The sequence below is a fragment of the Faecalibacterium sp. Marseille-Q4164 genome, assembly GCF_017377545.1.
GTDB classification, from domain to species: domain Bacteria; phylum Bacillota; class Clostridia; order Oscillospirales; family Ruminococcaceae; genus Faecalibacterium; species Faecalibacterium duncaniae.
Genome location: NZ_JAFREJ010000007.1, coordinates 1 through 14,180, shown reverse-complemented (window position 1 = coordinate 14,180; position 14,180 = coordinate 1). Strand labels below are relative to the sequence as shown.

General features: G+C 50.3%; 18 protein-coding genes, 1 tRNA gene, 1 pseudogene and 1 riboswitch. Of the genes and pseudogenes, 12 read left to right on the top strand and 8 right to left on the bottom strand.

Annotation, left to right across the window (positions count from 1 at the left end; genetic code table 11):
• The first annotated feature begins 54 nt into the window (after positions 1-54).
• Both J3352_RS08290 and J3352_RS08285 read left to right on the top strand, forming a co-directional pair.
• Positions 55-1,428 (top strand): ATP/GTP-binding protein, encoded by a 1,374-nt coding sequence (locus J3352_RS08290; protein ID WP_156065934.1) that lies wholly within the window; start codon positions 55-57, stop codon positions 1,426-1,428.
• Positions 1,425-2,006: a hypothetical protein gene (locus J3352_RS08285; RefSeq protein ID WP_156065932.1), complete on the top strand. Its 582-nt coding sequence runs from the start codon at positions 1,425-1,427 to the stop codon at positions 2,004-2,006. The genes J3352_RS08290 and J3352_RS08285 overlap by 4 nt, the downstream gene beginning before the upstream one ends.
• A 103-nt stretch (positions 2,007-2,109) precedes the next feature.
• On the opposite strand, the gene J3352_RS08280 is transcribed toward J3352_RS08285, so the two are convergent.
• Both J3352_RS08280 and J3352_RS08275 read right to left on the bottom strand, forming a co-directional pair.
• Complete coding sequence (locus J3352_RS08280) at positions 2,110-2,286, bottom strand: hypothetical protein (protein WP_223387700.1); 177 nt, start codon at positions 2,284-2,286, stop codon at positions 2,110-2,112.
• A 17-nt stretch (positions 2,287-2,303) separates the two neighbouring features.
• Entirely contained in the window at positions 2,304-3,569 is a 1,266-nt protein-coding gene (locus J3352_RS08275) for a plasmid recombination protein (RefSeq protein ID WP_156065930.1), read from the bottom strand.
• 139 nt (positions 3,570-3,708) lie between these two features.
• Here J3352_RS08275 and J3352_RS08270 point away from each other — a divergent pair, with 139 nt between their 5' ends.
• From J3352_RS08270 to J3352_RS08245, 6 genes are all read left to right on the top strand, one after another.
• Positions 3,709-4,188 carry a DUF2975 domain-containing protein gene (locus J3352_RS08270; protein WP_156065928.1) on the top strand — a complete coding sequence of 160 codons (480 nt, stop codon included), beginning with the start codon at positions 3,709-3,711 and terminating at the stop codon, positions 4,186-4,188.
• Positions 4,189-4,198: 10 nt separating this feature from the next.
• The gene (locus J3352_RS08265; protein ID WP_120120272.1) at positions 4,199-4,405 is read left to right on the top strand and encodes a helix-turn-helix transcriptional regulator; all 207 of its coding nucleotides are present in this window, start codon (positions 4,199-4,201) and stop codon (positions 4,403-4,405) included.
• A 788-nt stretch (positions 4,406-5,193) separates the two neighbouring features.
• Positions 5,194-6,024 carry a helix-turn-helix domain-containing protein gene (locus tag J3352_RS08260; RefSeq protein ID WP_156065926.1) on the top strand — a complete coding sequence of 277 codons (831 nt, stop codon included), beginning with the start codon at positions 5,194-5,196 and terminating at the stop codon, positions 6,022-6,024.
• Positions 6,008-6,673 carry a sigma-70 family RNA polymerase sigma factor gene (locus tag J3352_RS08255; RefSeq protein ID WP_156065924.1) on the top strand — a complete coding sequence of 222 codons (666 nt, stop codon included), beginning with the start codon at positions 6,008-6,010 and terminating at the stop codon, positions 6,671-6,673. Before J3352_RS08260 ends, J3352_RS08255 begins: the two co-directional genes overlap by 17 nt.
• A 230-nt stretch (positions 6,674-6,903) precedes the next feature.
• Positions 6,904-7,242, top strand: a complete 339-nt coding sequence (locus J3352_RS08250) for a hypothetical protein (protein ID WP_156065922.1) — start codon at positions 6,904-6,906, stop codon at positions 7,240-7,242.
• A gap of 65 nt (positions 7,243-7,307) precedes the next feature.
• Positions 7,308-7,847 (top strand): hypothetical protein, encoded by a 540-nt coding sequence (locus J3352_RS08245; RefSeq protein WP_156065920.1) that lies wholly within the window; start codon positions 7,308-7,310, stop codon positions 7,845-7,847.
• A gap of 83 nt (positions 7,848-7,930) precedes the next feature.
• On the opposite strand, the pseudogene J3352_RS14280 reads toward J3352_RS08245, so the two are convergent.
• A pseudogene (locus J3352_RS14280) lies at positions 7,931-8,023 on the bottom strand (DUF6061 family protein); the annotation flags it as partial.
• A 135-nt stretch (positions 8,024-8,158) separates the two neighbouring features.
• Here J3352_RS14280 and J3352_RS08240 point away from each other — a divergent pair.
• The 3 genes from J3352_RS08240 to J3352_RS08230 are packed head-to-tail and all read left to right on the top strand — an operon-like array spanning position 8,159 to position 10,318.
• Positions 8,159-8,464: a type II toxin-antitoxin system RelB/DinJ family antitoxin gene (locus J3352_RS08240; protein WP_156065918.1), complete on the top strand. Its 306-nt coding sequence runs from the start codon at positions 8,159-8,161 to the stop codon at positions 8,462-8,464.
• Complete coding sequence (locus J3352_RS08235; protein ID WP_112090862.1) at positions 8,461-8,781, top strand: type II toxin-antitoxin system RelE/ParE family toxin; 321 nt, start codon at positions 8,461-8,463, stop codon at positions 8,779-8,781. The genes J3352_RS08240 and J3352_RS08235 overlap by 4 nt, the downstream gene beginning before the upstream one ends.
• Positions 8,782-8,794: 13 nt before the next feature.
• A complete protein-coding gene (locus J3352_RS08230) occupies positions 8,795-10,318 on the top strand; it encodes a recombinase family protein (protein ID WP_156065916.1) in 1,524 nt (507 codons plus the stop codon).
• A gap of 338 nt (positions 10,319-10,656) precedes the next feature.
• Here the strand turns inward: J3352_RS08230 and J3352_RS08225 are convergent.
• Together J3352_RS08225 and thiT are read right to left on the bottom strand one after the other, a co-directional pair.
• A tRNA-Ala gene (locus tag J3352_RS08225) sits at positions 10,657-10,732 on the bottom strand.
• 145 nt (positions 10,733-10,877) lie between these two features.
• Positions 10,878-11,450, bottom strand: coding sequence for an energy-coupled thiamine transporter ThiT (thiT, locus tag J3352_RS08220; RefSeq protein WP_005932129.1), 573 nt, complete (start codon positions 11,448-11,450; stop codon positions 10,878-10,880).
• 88 nt (positions 11,451-11,538) lie between these two features.
• Positions 11,539-11,641: riboswitch (TPP riboswitch) on the bottom strand.
• 110 nt (positions 11,642-11,751) lie between these two features.
• Between thiT and J3352_RS08215 the strand changes: the two genes are divergently transcribed.
• On the top strand, positions 11,752-11,997 hold the full coding sequence (locus tag J3352_RS08215; RefSeq protein ID WP_005932131.1) for a sporulation transcriptional regulator SpoIIID: 246 nt from the start codon (positions 11,752-11,754) through the stop codon (positions 11,995-11,997).
• Positions 11,998-12,033: 36 nt separating this feature from the next.
• Here J3352_RS08215 and sigG read toward each other — a convergent pair whose 3' ends face one another.
• The 3 genes from sigG to J3352_RS08200 form a co-directional block, all read right to left on the bottom strand.
• A complete protein-coding gene (gene sigG / locus J3352_RS08210) occupies positions 12,034-12,798 on the bottom strand; it encodes an RNA polymerase sporulation sigma factor SigG (RefSeq protein WP_156065914.1) in 765 nt (254 codons plus the stop codon).
• 234 nt (positions 12,799-13,032) lie between these two features.
• On the bottom strand, positions 13,033-13,725 hold the full coding sequence (locus J3352_RS08205; protein ID WP_187115630.1) for a sigma-70 family RNA polymerase sigma factor: 693 nt from the start codon (positions 13,723-13,725) through the stop codon (positions 13,033-13,035).
• 38 nt (positions 13,726-13,763) lie between these two features.
• Positions 13,764-14,180: sigma-E processing peptidase SpoIIGA (locus J3352_RS08200; RefSeq protein WP_207700498.1), on the bottom strand; the 417-nt coding region annotated here is incomplete at its 5' end.

Here is a 14,180-nt window from a genome sequence, read left to right as displayed (position 1 = left end):
GTGTTTACTAATCAACAAAATTGTTATATAATATAACAAAAGGAGGGCATCGCGATGATCTCGTATATTAAACTGAAAAATTTCAAGTCGTTCTCTGATGTCCAATTGGATTTAAGAGGCGCACATGGCATCCCTAAAAAGGTTGCGCTAATCTATGGCGAAAACGGATCAGGCAAATCGAACCTTATGCTTGCACCATTGTTTGTGTCCCAAACGTTTGAAACAATGCGAAAAGATGATAAATTGCCCGTTCTCGATGATTTAAACGGCATAGGTGACGAAGCTTTTCGAAACAAAATTATTTCTGAAATCCTTAAATTGCGCTTTGCTTCATTGGAAGACTTAATTGGAAAATATTGGACTATAGGAAATGAAAATCCTATGGAAATAGAAATCGGCTTTTTCCACAAAAATAAAAGTGGAAGATATCAAATGGTCTTTTCCAAAAATGCTGTCATAAAGGAAGAGTTATTCTATCTAGTCAAGCAAAGATCGGGTAGAATTTTTAGTATAACCCCTAAAAAAGTAACATTAAGTCCCTCTGTATTTGCTAATTTGAAATACAAGGAAGAATTACAGGAACTTATAAGTAAATATTGGGGAAAGCATACATTCATGTCGATTCTGTATGCAGAAGAAAAAAACAAGAATCAAAAATTTTTCAAAGAATCGATATCTAAGGAATTATACGATGTTCTAAGAATGTTCAAAAGACTAAATGTCCTGTATAAAGGCGGAAATCAGGAAACGGGTCGAATGGCTGTTCCTTTTAGGATTTTACAAGAATTAGATGCAGGAAATGTGAAAAATCCGGGAAGAAAGCAAAACAAGGAACTCTACGTTTTTGAAGATATCTTAAATCAATACTTCACGCAGCTTTATTCTGATATAAAGAAAGCTTACTATAAGTTTAAAAAGGAAGGTGATGGGTATAGGTACGAGTTATATTTTGACAAAGTCTGTGGAGGAAGCATCCGGTCGATTCCTGTTTCCTTGGAGTCAACGGGAACAAGAAAGCTTCTTGATGATTTCCCGATTTTTTTCACAAGTGCGATGGGACTAACAGCATTTGTTGATGAAGTTGATTCCGGTATTCATGACTTGCTTATGAATGATATTCTCCGCCTGTTAAAAAATGCGGTTGATCAAACAGACGAAGGGCAATTTATAGCAACTACGCATAATACGCTCTTAATGGATTCAGTTCCCGCCGATGAAGTATATGTTCTCAAGGCAGATGCTGAGGGAGAAAAAGAGATTGTCTGTATCTCGGACTATAGATTCCGTACGCAGAAGGCAAACAGTGTTAGACATAAATATTTGGATGGCTGCTATCAAGGAATCCCAGAAACTGGATACTTGGATTTTGCAGAACTTATTGATGAAGCTATGGAATTAAAAAGTCATACGCTGGAGGATAGCCAATGAAAAAGATGGAGCCATCTTATCAGCGATCAATGGTAATTGTCCATGGATTATCTGAACAATCAATTTGTTCAAATATTAAATCCAATTTAAGACTTCCACAGGAGATAATATCAAGAGATAACGGAAGATGCAGTATTCAAATCACAAGTTTAATGCCACTTTTAAATGATTCAAGATTTAAGGATTATAAATCTTTTATAAGAGCCTTTCCTAAAGTCGAACATGCCAAAAATCAGTTGAAAAACTTCCAATTGTTTATCGTTATGGATGTTGATGACTGTACTGAAGATGAGAAGAGAAAATTCAAAGATAAAAGTATGTTTGATGGACACTGGCTAAAAGATTATATTGTTCCAATTTATAATGATCCCAATCTTGAAGAAACGATGAAGAAAGCTAGTATACCAATCAATAAGAAAAAAGAGTATATCACGATCTTTCCTACAAGTCATGGTGATTTGGACATAACAGTTGCCGAAAAATTATACGAGAAATTAAAAAATTGTAATTGCACGAATATGGATGAGTATATAAAAACCTGCATTGAAAATGCGAGAGCGAATAGGTGCAATCGTTAAAGCATCGTATGATTTTCTATACGGAGTGTATCTTACACAAATCCATAAGCGATTGTAATATGTATAGCAGGGCGTTCCCTTTACTGGGAGCGTCCTGCTGTTTTTATGCGGCAACAGGCAAGGCTTGTAGTGCTTCCTGCTCTTTCAGCCATTCCTCATATTCACGCTGGCCTTCCTCACTGTTGAAAAACTCAACCATAGAGGGATAAAAGCAACGCGCAAGGGTCTTGATTGCTTCATCCGGGTAGCCGGATTTGTTTGACTTCTTCTTTTTGTTCAAATGGTATCCTCCGAAAATCAAAGTTCCATATCCTGCCCACGCTTACGGTTTTGCTGCGGCACATTCATGGTGTGCTCCTGCTTGGGGGCAAGAATCTTTTCCAGAAAGCCGCGCACCAGTTCGGGCGCACGGTGGAGAGCATCCAGATAGGGTTTCACGTCGTACCACAGGTCGTGGTACTTGTTGCTCCAACGAACGGCCTCTTTCTTGGCGGTGGAAAGTTCTTCTTTCAGGCGGCGGTTCTCCACATCCATCATATAGCCGTGGTCGGCTTGCTTTTTCAGCTTGGAAAACTCTTCTTCGGTCAGCGAATAGTTGCCGAGAAAGGTGCGCTTACCAATATAATCCAGATCGCGCGCATGAATGAGGGCTTCTTTTGTGAGCGTGACCTTTTTCTGCACAGCGGCAAGTTCCTTTTCGGTCTTGGAGAGGGTTTTGTTGGTTTGGGTGAGGTGCTGCTCTTTCTGGTCAATCTGGGCGGTCAGAGTGTCCAGTCGCTCCTGCTCCCGCTGGACTTTGAACTGGGTGACAGTCAGGTGTTCTTCGGTGCTGCCGCGCTCACCGCGCTCTACATCCGTGTACCTGGCATTGCGCATATAGTTGAAGAAATCGTCTTGCAGGACACTGTACGACTTCTTCAGCACGGGCTTGCCGTTCTTTTGCAAAACAGGCTTTCCGGCATCGTCCAGCAGGGGCTTGGATGCCCACTTCTTACTCCGGCTGACCTGCATGACGGTTTCCTTGACTGTGCCGACCAGCGCCTTGTCCTTGCAGCGTTTCGACCAGAGGATCTGCTTTTCCACCACAGGCACATAGACCACATGGAGATGGTAGTGGTAGACCTCCCGGCCTAATGCTTCTGTCATGGCACGGTTGATCTCATCGGCATGCATGACAGCCGAGAGGATATACTGTTCACCGCCTACGATTTGCACAGCAGCTTTGTAGGCATCCGCATAGAACTGCTTGGCGAACTCGTAGCCGCCGTGGTTGTCAAAGTAGGCTGAGTTGACATCAAAGACAAGTTCGCAGTAATGGGTGGCATCCGGCTTCAGGCCGCGCGTGGAAATGGCTCCAACGGCTTCCAGTTGGGCGAACAGGTCGGTGTAGCTGGCGGTTGGCTTTTTGAAGTGGACGTTCCATGAGGTGCGCTGGGGGATAATGTCGGGGTTTCGATAGCTGTCCTTTTCGCGCTCGTTGTGCTGCTGGGTGTTACCAACGGCCTTATCCGAAACGGCGAGGTTTCGGACACTTGTGCGGTCAATACCATCATTTCTTGCCAAAGGGCATCCCTCCTTTCAAGGGGTACTGTTTAACACTCTTACTCATAATGCAGATGGTTTTGCTGATAAACGATAAAAATATATTGATTTTCAATTTAACGTGTGCTATTCTAAATGTGAAATCAAAGGGGGATGCAATATGGGTAAGAATGATTTTCGGGTTGATACAACTTCTTCCGAGAAAAAGACGTTTTTCAAAAAGAAACAAACACTTCTCGGACTGGCATTCTTACTGACTGTTCCGCATATGTTCAGTGCAGTGATTCTTCCTATTCAATGGCTTTTGGGTGCAAGGCATGGAGTGGTTCTTAATGTCACTTCCATTGCATCGCAGGAACTGTATTTCCTTGTAATGACGATTGCCGGAATCTCTGTTTTGAAGATGATGCTTAGTGATAAAACTTTTTCTAAAACGCTGGTTCAATGCACTCGTCTTGAAGGCTATCTTATTGCGGTTGCATCTGTGATATTTCCACTTTTACCGGGATATCAAGCGTCTGGTTCGACCTTTTTCTTCTGTGATTCAGTATTGCTGTTGCCTGGAGTACTTCTGATTATCATGGCTGAGTTGTTGAAAGAAGCTGTTGCGATGCAGAAGGAATTGAACGAAGTTCTTTAAGGGGATAAGAATGGCAATCATACTACGATTAGACCGCATTATGGCAGACCGAAAGATTTCCTTGACAGAACTTTCTGAACGTGTTGGAATCTCTATGGCGAACCTCTCAAATCTAAAGACCGGAAAGGTTAGAGCAATTCGTTTTTCTACACTGGATGCAATTTGCCGGGAGCTTCATTGTCAGCCGGGAGACATTTTAGAATACGATGAAACATAGAAGGAGTCGGGACAGGTACATTCCGTTATGCGGCTTTTCTTTAGGCGAACAGCTTGTTTGCGGTGGGGAGATGCACTTCTTTGGAAGTGTAATAACCCACTATGACACTTTCATCCCTGCGGTCTGCAAAGTGTAGTGGGCTCTCCGAGGGGGAACGTCTCCTGCGGGAGAGTTAATCAAGTTCACGTTTGCGAAGCAATGAAAGCCCCAGTGGGGCTTTTAAGTGACCGAACGGTCTTGCGCCAGCAAGATGGAGGGGCCTCGCCCCGACAAGTTCGCACAATGCGAACTTGATTGCTCCGTACGCATCTGAAAAAATTGCGTACAGACTTCAAATAACCTGTACGGTTCGTACGACGTACGGAAATCCAAAATATAAACGATAGCACGTTTTAATCTGCTTCAATTCGCCGTACAGATGCGTACAAGTACAGACCGTACAGGTTGTACGAACTTCTTCCGCGAAAAAATGCACTTTTTGCGGGCAGGGGTGGACAAGCGGCTCGATGCATGCAAAACCGCGCACCCTGCGGCCACCGGGCAGGGCGGTGTTATATACTGCACCAGAGTACCCCAAAGTGGGGACTCTGGTGTTTTTTGCTTCCTGCCTGAATATACGGAAAATTTTGCAGGAAAGGCGAAAAAGCGGCAGAACTGCAACGGAAAAAGAAAAAAGCCCTTACTGGTTGCAGATTTGCAACAGCAAGGGCAGAGGGGAAACCGTATATTGAACAAAACGGCAGAGCGTATTATAATGAGGAAAAAGCTCAAAAAGGAGGGCCGACCACATGGCACAGGAATATCTGCCCGCACCATCCAACATCCGTCTTGCGGACTTGATGAAAGAACACAACATCAGCCAACCAGAGCTTGCCAAGGAGATCGGCTGCTCCAAGAGCACCATCAGCCGCTTCATCAGCGGTGCGAAAGGAACCCTGACCCATGAGCAGGTGCTGAGGATTGCAAGGCTGTTCAACGTGTCTACGGATTTTCTGCTGGGAGAAACCAACATCCCCGACCGCAAAAATTACGACATTGCCGAACTGGGCTTGTCCGTTGAAGCCGCAAGGAACCTCTACACAGGGCGTGTCAATACAGAGGTGGTCAATCTGCTGCTGGAAAACGCACGCTTTGCAGAGCTTACTTACCGCATAGCGCAGTATTTTGATGATACCTTTGCGTCTGGTATTGCGGCACAGAACGCCATGCTCACGACATTGAGCACCCTGCTGCGTACAAGGGTCAAGACCCCGGAAGCAGCCAAAGCCGCAAAGGACATCAGCCTTCGGAGAAAGCCAGTATACCAAGGTGATCTTGATGATATCGAGATGTACTTCATGGCGGCGGTCAAGGAAATCAAAAAGGGGATCGGGAGCCATTACGCCGAGCAGGAAGCCATGAGCAAGAAAGTGGCAGAGAAAATGTTCACCGAATTGACCAAAGGGCAGGATGTGCAGCACCCAGCGATTACGGCAGAGCAGTTGACAGATGCAATGTTGGACAGCGTTTCGGGTATGGAAGGAGCTACGCCGGAAGCGCTGGAACAGCTGCGGAACGGTCTGTTGGGAATCTTGCAGTCTGCCGCAGAGCAGGAAAACGCCCATGAAGCAGACGAATGAACGGCTTTGTGCGCTGGCACAGAAAGGCGATGCTGCCGCGTTGGACAGCTTGATTGACAACAACAAGTCCTTTATTGGCAAGGTGGCAAATGACCTTTTCCGCAGCATGAATCTGGCACAGTCCGGCCTGAACCTTGACACGGACGATCTGAAACAGGCGGGCAATCTGGGCTTGTGGAAGGCCGTGCCGAAGTTCGATGCAGCGCGCGGCATGAAGTTCCTGACCTACGCAGCTCCTGCCATCCGCAACGCCATGATGGACATGGTGCGGGATGCCTTTGCCGCTTTTGAGCAGCGGATGGTGACGGAGGACAAGGACGGCGTCTGCTACCAGCGCGTTTCGCTGGACGATGTTCTGCCGGGAGAGGAACAACTGCGGCGCATTGAAGCCATAGCCGACCCTTATGCCATGCAGCCGCAGAGCATTATAGAGGAACAGGAATCGCGCCGGGAGCTGTACGATGGCCTGAAACGGCTGACCCAACGGGAGCAGACCTATCTGCTGTACCGCTATGGCTTCACCGATGGCGAGGAACATCCGCTGATCGGCACGGCGATATACTTTCACCTGACGAAAGGCCGCGCAAAAAAGACGGAGGGACAGGCCATGGATAACCTGTGGCTGGAACTGCCGTGGTGGTTTGATTGAATGAAAAGAAAAATCGTGATTGTGCTACAAGTTTTCTAAAAATTTATGTACAGTTATACGATTTTGAAAAAATTTGTGGACAGATGAAATAAAGCAGGCTTAAAATTCGTTATTCAAACAGAGAAGCCAATAATCATGATACCATTGATGTGATTCTTATAACTGCAATCGATCAGAAAAATGTGACGTTCGGATAATTCAAATAGAGCTCTGATGAAGAGGTGATTAAAATGACGAAATCAAGTAAGAAATTGACTGCCTTTGGTATGGCTTTGATCGTAGCGATTCTTATAGGCGGTTTCCTGTTGCATCCGTGGGGGAGGACAAAATCGGAACTTACTGTAACAAAGGTGGATTTAAGCAATAATTCTATCTATGCAACTGCTCCCAATCAACTGTACGGTACAAATAATTACTATCTCATTCAGGGAGCTTCGAAATACTTAAAAGGAAATATTCAGCTATCGCAAATTGAAGAAGGCGAAAAGATTGCGGTAGTTTCCAATGGAAAGGTTTTATTATCTGACCCCTATCAGTTTGATACGATATACAGTATTCGATTACCATAATCCTATTTTCATGCCCTAAACAATGAAATGAATATAGATGCTTTTGAGAATATGAAGATATTATTATGAAAGAGATAATTGTTGAACCGCATATTAGAATTGGACAATTAAAATTAGGCATGACATCAGATGGGCTAGAAAATGCTCTTCTACAAATGAAGAAACAGTGGTCAAATTCTTCTGATGAAGCAATGCAAATGGAATGTTGTGCGGAAACTGATGATCCTGATTTGATAACCGGACGATATATGGATAATGATTCGTTCTTTCTTGTGCAGTATCGGAACGGAAAAGCTACTGAAATCGGCATCCAGAGAGATTTGTCTAAAGTGGCATCAATAAAATTGTTCGGGATAGATATGTTTAATACAACCGCCGAGTGCATTATTGATAGCTTAATGAAAAAGGACAACGTTATTTGCAACGAAAAGGACTTGCAACTGGGAACGGAATATATTTTTCCCAAAATTGGAGTCCGACTCTGGAGAGAGCGAGCATTTCATCCCAAATTGTTGAAAGACCCGTTATACATGGAAGAAATGCAGGCGGTATTAGAAGACGAATATCAGTATCAGTATTTTCAGATGGTTACCATAATAGGTTGAACTACTAACTAACCATGAGCCCTCTATTTGCAACGACTGCAAGTAGAGGGCTGTTGTTTTGCCTTGGATATTTTAATTAAAGGTCAATCTTCCAGTCTGCCATGGTCGCAGCCAAGTGAAAGGTAGTGTTCAATCTCACCACCTAGCACTAGCTGGGCATACTCCAAAGATTTATTCTAACGAATGAATATTTTGCGCTTTGAACAATTTGACGATTGACATATTGTGCAATATGGAGAATTTCAAATGTTACTTAGCTCTCGATTGACTTGTAATGCAAAAAGCATTACAATACTTTTGAGGTGATAACCATGGAAAAAACGATGATGCTGAATGTCCGGGTCAGTCCCAGCGTCAAGCAGCAAGCCGAGGATGTGCTGAAGCAGCTCGGCATCCCGATGGCAACTGCCATTGATATGTACCTGCGCCAAATCACCCTGACTGGCGGCATTCCCTTCTCTCTGTCCCTGCCAAAGGCTCCTGCGGCACTGAACGCTGACACCATGACCGATGATCAGCTTCATGCAGCCTTGCAGGTAGGCATTAAGGAGATTCAGAACGGTGACACCGTAGATGCGGCAAGCTCATTTGCACAGTTCAGGGAACAGCACAGATGAAGCAGTATGACGTGAAAATTTCCCATGCAGCTCTCAGCGATATGGAGCAGATTTACAGCTACATTGCCGACCGTCTGCTGGAGCCTGACACAGCTATGGGGCAGTATAACCGCATTGCAGAAGCCATCCAATCGCTGAACATCCTGCCGGAACGCTGTGCGCTGGTGGAAAGCGAGCCGGAACGCACCCAAGGGCTGCGGCAGATGCTGGTGGACAACTACTCAGTGTTCTACATCGTGGGAGAGGATACTGTGTCGGTGGCTCGTGTGTTGTACAGTGCATCTGACCTTGTGCGCCGCCTGCGGAGAATGAAGTGAAAGGGGTATTTGCATGACCGCCGTGATCTATGCCCGATATTCATCGGATAACCAGCGCGAAGAATCCATCGAAGGCCAGATTCGGGAATGTACGGCCTACGCCGAAAAGAACGGCATCACTGTGGTCAAACACTACATTGACCGTGCCCTTTCCGCCAAAACCGATAACCGCCCGGACTTCCAGCAGATGATCAAGGACAGTGAGAAACGGCTGTTTGATATGGTACTGGTCTGGAAGCTCGACCGCTTTGCCCGGAACCGCTATGATTCGGCACACTATGAGTATCAGTTGGAACGAAACCATGTCAAGCTGGTATCTGCCACGGAGCCCATCTCTGACAGCCCAGCGGGTATCATGGTCAAGAGTATGCTCACCGGTATGGCTGAATACTATTCCGCAGAACTTTCTGAAAAAGTCGTGCGCGGCATGACTGAGAATGTTCTGAAAGGCAAGTACAACGGCGGCACGATTCCCATTGGTTTTAAGGTGGACGAGGAAAAGTTCTTCCAGATCGACCCTTTGAAAGCTCCTTTTGTGGTAGAAGCCTTTCAGCGGTACAATGAGGGCGCGACCATGAAGGAACTGATGAACTGGCTGAACGACAGTGGCGTGACCACCAACCGCAACCAGAAGTTTACCTACAACAGTATTCAGAAGCTGTTGACGAACAAACGGTACATCGGAGAAAACCACTTCAAGGACATTGTGATGCCCGACAGCATCCCGGCCATCGTGGACAAGGACTTGTTTGAAGAAGTGCAGCTGAAAATCAAGAAGAACAGCCGCGCTCCTGCCCGTCACAAGGCCGAGGATGATTATCTGCTCACCACCAAGCTGTTCTGCGGAATGTGCGGTGCCATGATGTTCGGCGAGTGCGGTACGGGTAGAAACAAGGTAGTTCATCATTATTATAAGTGTGCCACTGCGAAGCGTTTCAAGACCTGTAAGAAAAAGACCGTCCGTAAAGAGTGGCTGGAAGATTTGGTCATAGCTGAAACCATGAAGCTGATTCAGGACGATGCCGTGATTGATGCCATCGTTGCGGAAGTGATGGAGTTGCAGGAACAGGAAAACACCACGCTCCCTTTGCTGGAAAAGCAGATGCGCGAGGTGGAGAACGGCATTGAGAATATGCTGAACGCTATTCAGGCGGGTGTGCTGACCAACTCCACCAAATTACGTTTGGAAAAGCTGGAAGCCCAGCAGAAAGAGCTTGAGGCTCGGATTGCCGAAGAAAAAATCGCTCGGCCTCGGTTGAGCGAAAATCAGGTTCGTTTCTGGCTGACCCGGTTCCGCAAGCTCGACCCGAACGTGAAAAGCCACCGTGAGACGCTTATCAATACGTTTGTGAACGCTGTTTATCTCTATGATGAAAAAGTTTTGATTACATTCAACTACAAAGACGGCACAAAAACCATCACTTTTGATGAGATTGCCGCCAAAGATGCCCCAGAGGGCAATGGTTCGGATTTAGGTTGCTTCGCTCCACCAAGAACTCCAGTATCCGAACCGGGTACTGGAGTTTCTGTTTTGTAATAACCTTCCCGGAGGCTAGGCGGGTGGATTCGAACAGCATCGACCCGCCGAACAGTCCGGCGGGGGAAAAAGCCCCTGCGGGGCTTTTTTAGATGCGCGGCTTGCGTAATCCACCCGCGCCCATAAAAAGACCGCCAGCGTAGAGATACGCAGGCGGGCCTTGGCATGGCGCTGGCGGCGCGGCGCGGAAAACACTGCAAGCGTTAAATCAGATAACGGTTTCGATTGAGATCGGGGGTGTCACTGGCCCGCCTGCATGGCGAGCGGTGCACCCCCTGATCTTTTTGCCGGAATAAAAAAGAAAAGCACCGTACTTCCTACGAAGTACAGTGCCTTTTTGGTGGAGAATAGCGGGATCGAACCGCTGACCTCTTGCATGCCATGCAAGCGCTCTCCCAGCTGAGCTAATCCCCCACATATTCGGTTGGTGTCTTGCGACGTGAGTTATTATACCAGCCGGGCAGGCGGTTGTCAACACCCAATTTGAAAAAGTCTGCAAAAACAAAAAAGCCCTGCCGGGCACGGAGCCGGGCAGGGCGCGGAACAAAGTGAAGATAGGTTAGGCCTTTGCGTGCTGGCGGTCAAAGATCTGCGGAGCCACACGGCAGAGCAGAACGGCGGCCACCATGGTCAGCAGGGTCTCGGGCAGCATGTAGCTGCCGTTGTACACCAGGCTGTAAGTCCAGGCAGACAGGCCTTCGTTCAGGTTGCCCCAGACCAGCACACCGGACAGGAAGCTGCACATAAAGCGCAGGAAGCCTGCCATAAATGTGCCCACGGCCACGCCGACCATCCGGTTCTTGAAGGGACGGGCAAAGAACTCGGCAGTGCCCAGCGCCATAAAGGCCACCAGGTAGTCCAGCAGGACTTCACCCAGGAAATACAGGAAGGTCGGGGTCGGGGGTGCCCAGAAGCCCAGCAGCATCTGCAGGCAGCCGTTGACAAAGCCGGTGAACAGGCCCCACTTCACGCCGTGGCGGAAGGAGACCAGCACAAAGGGCAGCATGCTCAGCAGGGTAACGCTGCCGCCGTTGGGCAGGGTGAAGAACTTGATGTTGCTCAGCACGGTGCCAATGGCGATCATCAGGGCGCACTCCACAAGAATGCGGGTCTTGGAATAGGTTTTTGACATGGGAGATTCCTCTTCTCAGATAATAGTACACAAAAACAAATGCACCCGCACAAAAAGGCAGGCGCATGGGCTTCGTTTGTGAAGAGGGTGGACCTTTCCGCAAACTACCTACGCCGGCATTACCCGGATCAGGTTCGAGGGTACTCCGCTCAGGTGCGGATCTCAGCTTTTCAGCGCCCCTGTTTTTATGTCCAGCTCCCAGTATAGCGGCCAGCGCCCAAATGTCAAGCCCCGGCGGGCATATTGGCGGCCGCTGGCTCATATTTTTTAGGGAGACCGCAAACAGGGGAGGCGTGACCGGATGAACGTGGAGCCGGAGCAGCGGGCGGCGCTGCTGGGAGAGTACATTGCAGAGCACAGTGCCACGGTGCGGGCAGCCGCCCGGGCGTTTGGGTGCAGCAAATCAACGGTGCACAAGGATGTATCCACCCGCCTGCGGGCCGTGGATGCGGCCCTGTTTGCCCGGGTGCAGGCCGTGCTGGCCCGCAACAAGGCCGAGCGCCATCTGCGGGGCGGGGCGGCGACCAGGCGCAAATACAAAAAGTAGGAGAGCGGCGCAGGGAGGCCTGTGCCGCTCTCCTGTTTATTTGTGCCGGAACTGCTCCAGCGCGGCCTTTTCCAGCCGGGAGACCTGCGCCTGGCTGATGCCGATCTCCCGCGCCACCTCCATCTGGGTCTCGCCCTTGAGGTAGCGCAGCTCCATGATCCGCTTTTCGCGCGGGGTCAGCCCGGCCACGGTCTGCCGGAACTCCAACCCGCTGATCCAGCTGTCCTCGCTGTCCGGGTCGCGCACCTGATCGATGACATACATGGCATCGCCGCCATCGGTGTAAAGGGGCTCTTCCAGGCTGATGGGCTCCACCACCGATTCCAGCGCCGCGTTCACCTCCCGGCGGGAAAGTCCTGCCTGCCGGGCCACCTCGTCCACGGTGGGCTCCCGGCCCAGCTGCTTTTCCAGCGTCTCCCGGGCCTGCATGGCCTTGTAGGCGGCATCGCGCAGGCTGCGGCTGACCCGCAGGGCGTTGTTGTCCCGCAGGAAGCGCCGGATCTCCCCGATGATCATGGGCACGCCGTAGGTGGAAAACCGCACCGGCTGGGCCGGGTCAAAGTTGTCGATGGCCTTGATGAGCCCGATGCACCCCACCTGAAACAGGTCGTCCAGATTCTCCCCCCGCTGCGCGAACCGTTGCACCACGCTCAGGACAAGCCGCAGGTTGCCCTCGATCATGGCCTGCCGGGCGGCGGCATCGCCTGCCCGCGCCCGGGTGAGCAGCTGCCGCTTTTCCGTTTCGGAAAGCACCGGCAGCTGGGCCGTGTCCACCCCGCATAATTCCACTTTGTTGTACATCCCCCGAACCTCCGGTTACGTTGATACCGGAAGTATGGGGTAAGAGGGCGGGGAAGATACATGGGAATTGTTAGCAGCCTCGCCCTCTCAGTCATTGCTTCGCAATGCCAGCTCTCCCAAAGGGAGAGCCTTTGGCAGGGCAACCGCAAGCAGGTGCTAAAGGCTGGGGCAGTCTTGGCTCCCCCTTTGGGGGAGCTGGCGCGTTAGCGCCTGAGAGGGTGAGCCAGCTGCCGGTTACTCCCGCTCCAGCACCTCTTTCAGCTGACGGATGATCCGCTTTTCCAGCCGGGAGATGTAGCTTTGGCTGATGCCAAGGGCATCGGCGGCTTCCTTCTGGGTGTGCTCCACGCCGTCCACAAGGCCGAAGCGCAGCTCCATGATCTGCCGCTCCCGGGGGGCCAGCTGCTCCACGGAGCGCCGGAGGGTGGCGCGCTCGGCGGCCTGCTCCAATTGCAGGCCCACAAGATTTTCGTCGCTGCCCAGCACATCCGAGAGCAGCAGCTCGTTGCCGTCGCCGTCGGTGTTCAGGGGCTCGTCGATGCTGGCCTCCTGCCGCCGGTTGGAGCTTTTGCGCAGGTACATCAGGATCTCGTTGCCGATGCACCGGCTGGCGTAGGTGGCCAGCTTGATGTTCCGCGCGGGCGTAAAGGTGTTTACCGCCTTGATCAGCCCGATGGTGCCAATGGAGATCATGTCCTCCTGCGGCACACCGCTGTTCTCGTACTTTTTGGCAAGGTAGACCACCAGCCGCAGGTTATGGGTGATGAGGTCATCGCGCGCGGCGGCATCCCCCGCCATCATCCGGGTCAGCAGGGCCTTTTCCTGTTCCGGTGTCAGCGGCGGCGGCAGGCTGGGCCCGCCGTTGATGTAGTGGGCGGCGGAAGGGGCCAGCAGAAAGCAATAAAGACGGCAAAGAAGTGAAAGCAGATGATGCAAGGGCGGTTCCTCCTTTGTGAAGCCCTCGGTCACGCTTGGCGGTGACGGAGGGGGTGAATCATTTCCAACGCTTCCACCCCCACCAGCACTTCCCACCCATCAGGCGGCGGGGGGAGATCGGCGAAGGCGGCATAAAGGTGCTCGGCCATGCCCTGCCCGGCGGGAGAGCCGGTGCAGCACAGGCTGGCCGGGACGGCCGGCAGGATACAGTGCCCGGCCACGGTGGTGCAGGGAACAAGGCGCACCCCCAGCGCCGGGTCGGGCAGGGGAGCGGCCCCGGCAAAGTGCTGCTCCAGATAAGTACCCAGGGCGGGCGGCAGGCGGCCCTGCACGGCACCGAACCGCACCAGCACCACCGTCCGGCCCGAAAGCGGCTCCTGCACCGAAAAGCCGGTGTCGCAGAAGGCCCGGACATCCAGCGCTGTGTCTGCCACAGTGAGCCGGGC

What these genes read in the sequence shown, in the direction of transcription:
- J3352_RS08270 (WP_156065928.1), top strand. Translation starts at nt 3,709, where the DNA reads ATGGGTAAGAATGATTTTCGGGTTGATACAACTTCTTCCGAGAAAAAG.
- J3352_RS08215 (WP_005932131.1), top strand. Translation starts at nt 11,752, where the DNA reads ATGAACGTGGAGCCGGAGCAGCGGGCGGCGCTGCTGGGAGAGTACATT.
- J3352_RS08230 (WP_156065916.1), top strand. Translation starts at nt 8,795, where the DNA reads ATGACCGCCGTGATCTATGCCCGATATTCATCGGATAACCAGCGCGAA.
- J3352_RS08250 (WP_156065922.1), top strand. Translation starts at nt 6,904, where the DNA reads ATGACGAAATCAAGTAAGAAATTGACTGCCTTTGGTATGGCTTTGATC.
- J3352_RS08260 (WP_156065926.1), top strand. Translation starts at nt 5,194, where the DNA reads ATGGCACAGGAATATCTGCCCGCACCATCCAACATCCGTCTTGCGGAC.
- J3352_RS08240 (WP_156065918.1), top strand. Translation starts at nt 8,159, where the DNA reads ATGGAAAAAACGATGATGCTGAATGTCCGGGTCAGTCCCAGCGTCAAG.
- J3352_RS08290 (WP_156065934.1), top strand. Translation starts at nt 55, where the DNA reads ATGATCTCGTATATTAAACTGAAAAATTTCAAGTCGTTCTCTGATGTC.
- J3352_RS08265 (WP_120120272.1), top strand. Translation starts at nt 4,199, where the DNA reads ATGGCAATCATACTACGATTAGACCGCATTATGGCAGACCGAAAGATT.
- J3352_RS08285 (WP_156065932.1), top strand. Translation starts at nt 1,425, where the DNA reads ATGAAAAAGATGGAGCCATCTTATCAGCGATCAATGGTAATTGTCCAT.
- J3352_RS08245 (WP_156065920.1), top strand. Translation starts at nt 7,308, where the DNA reads ATGAAAGAGATAATTGTTGAACCGCATATTAGAATTGGACAATTAAAA.
- sigG (WP_156065914.1), bottom strand. Translation starts at nt 12,798, where the DNA reads ATGTACAACAAAGTGGAATTATGCGGGGTGGACACGGCCCAGCTGCCG.
- J3352_RS08235 (WP_112090862.1), top strand. Translation starts at nt 8,461, where the DNA reads ATGAAGCAGTATGACGTGAAAATTTCCCATGCAGCTCTCAGCGATATG.
- J3352_RS08255 (WP_156065924.1), top strand. Translation starts at nt 6,008, where the DNA reads ATGAAGCAGACGAATGAACGGCTTTGTGCGCTGGCACAGAAAGGCGAT.
- thiT (WP_005932129.1), bottom strand. Translation starts at nt 11,450, where the DNA reads ATGTCAAAAACCTATTCCAAGACCCGCATTCTTGTGGAGTGCGCCCTG.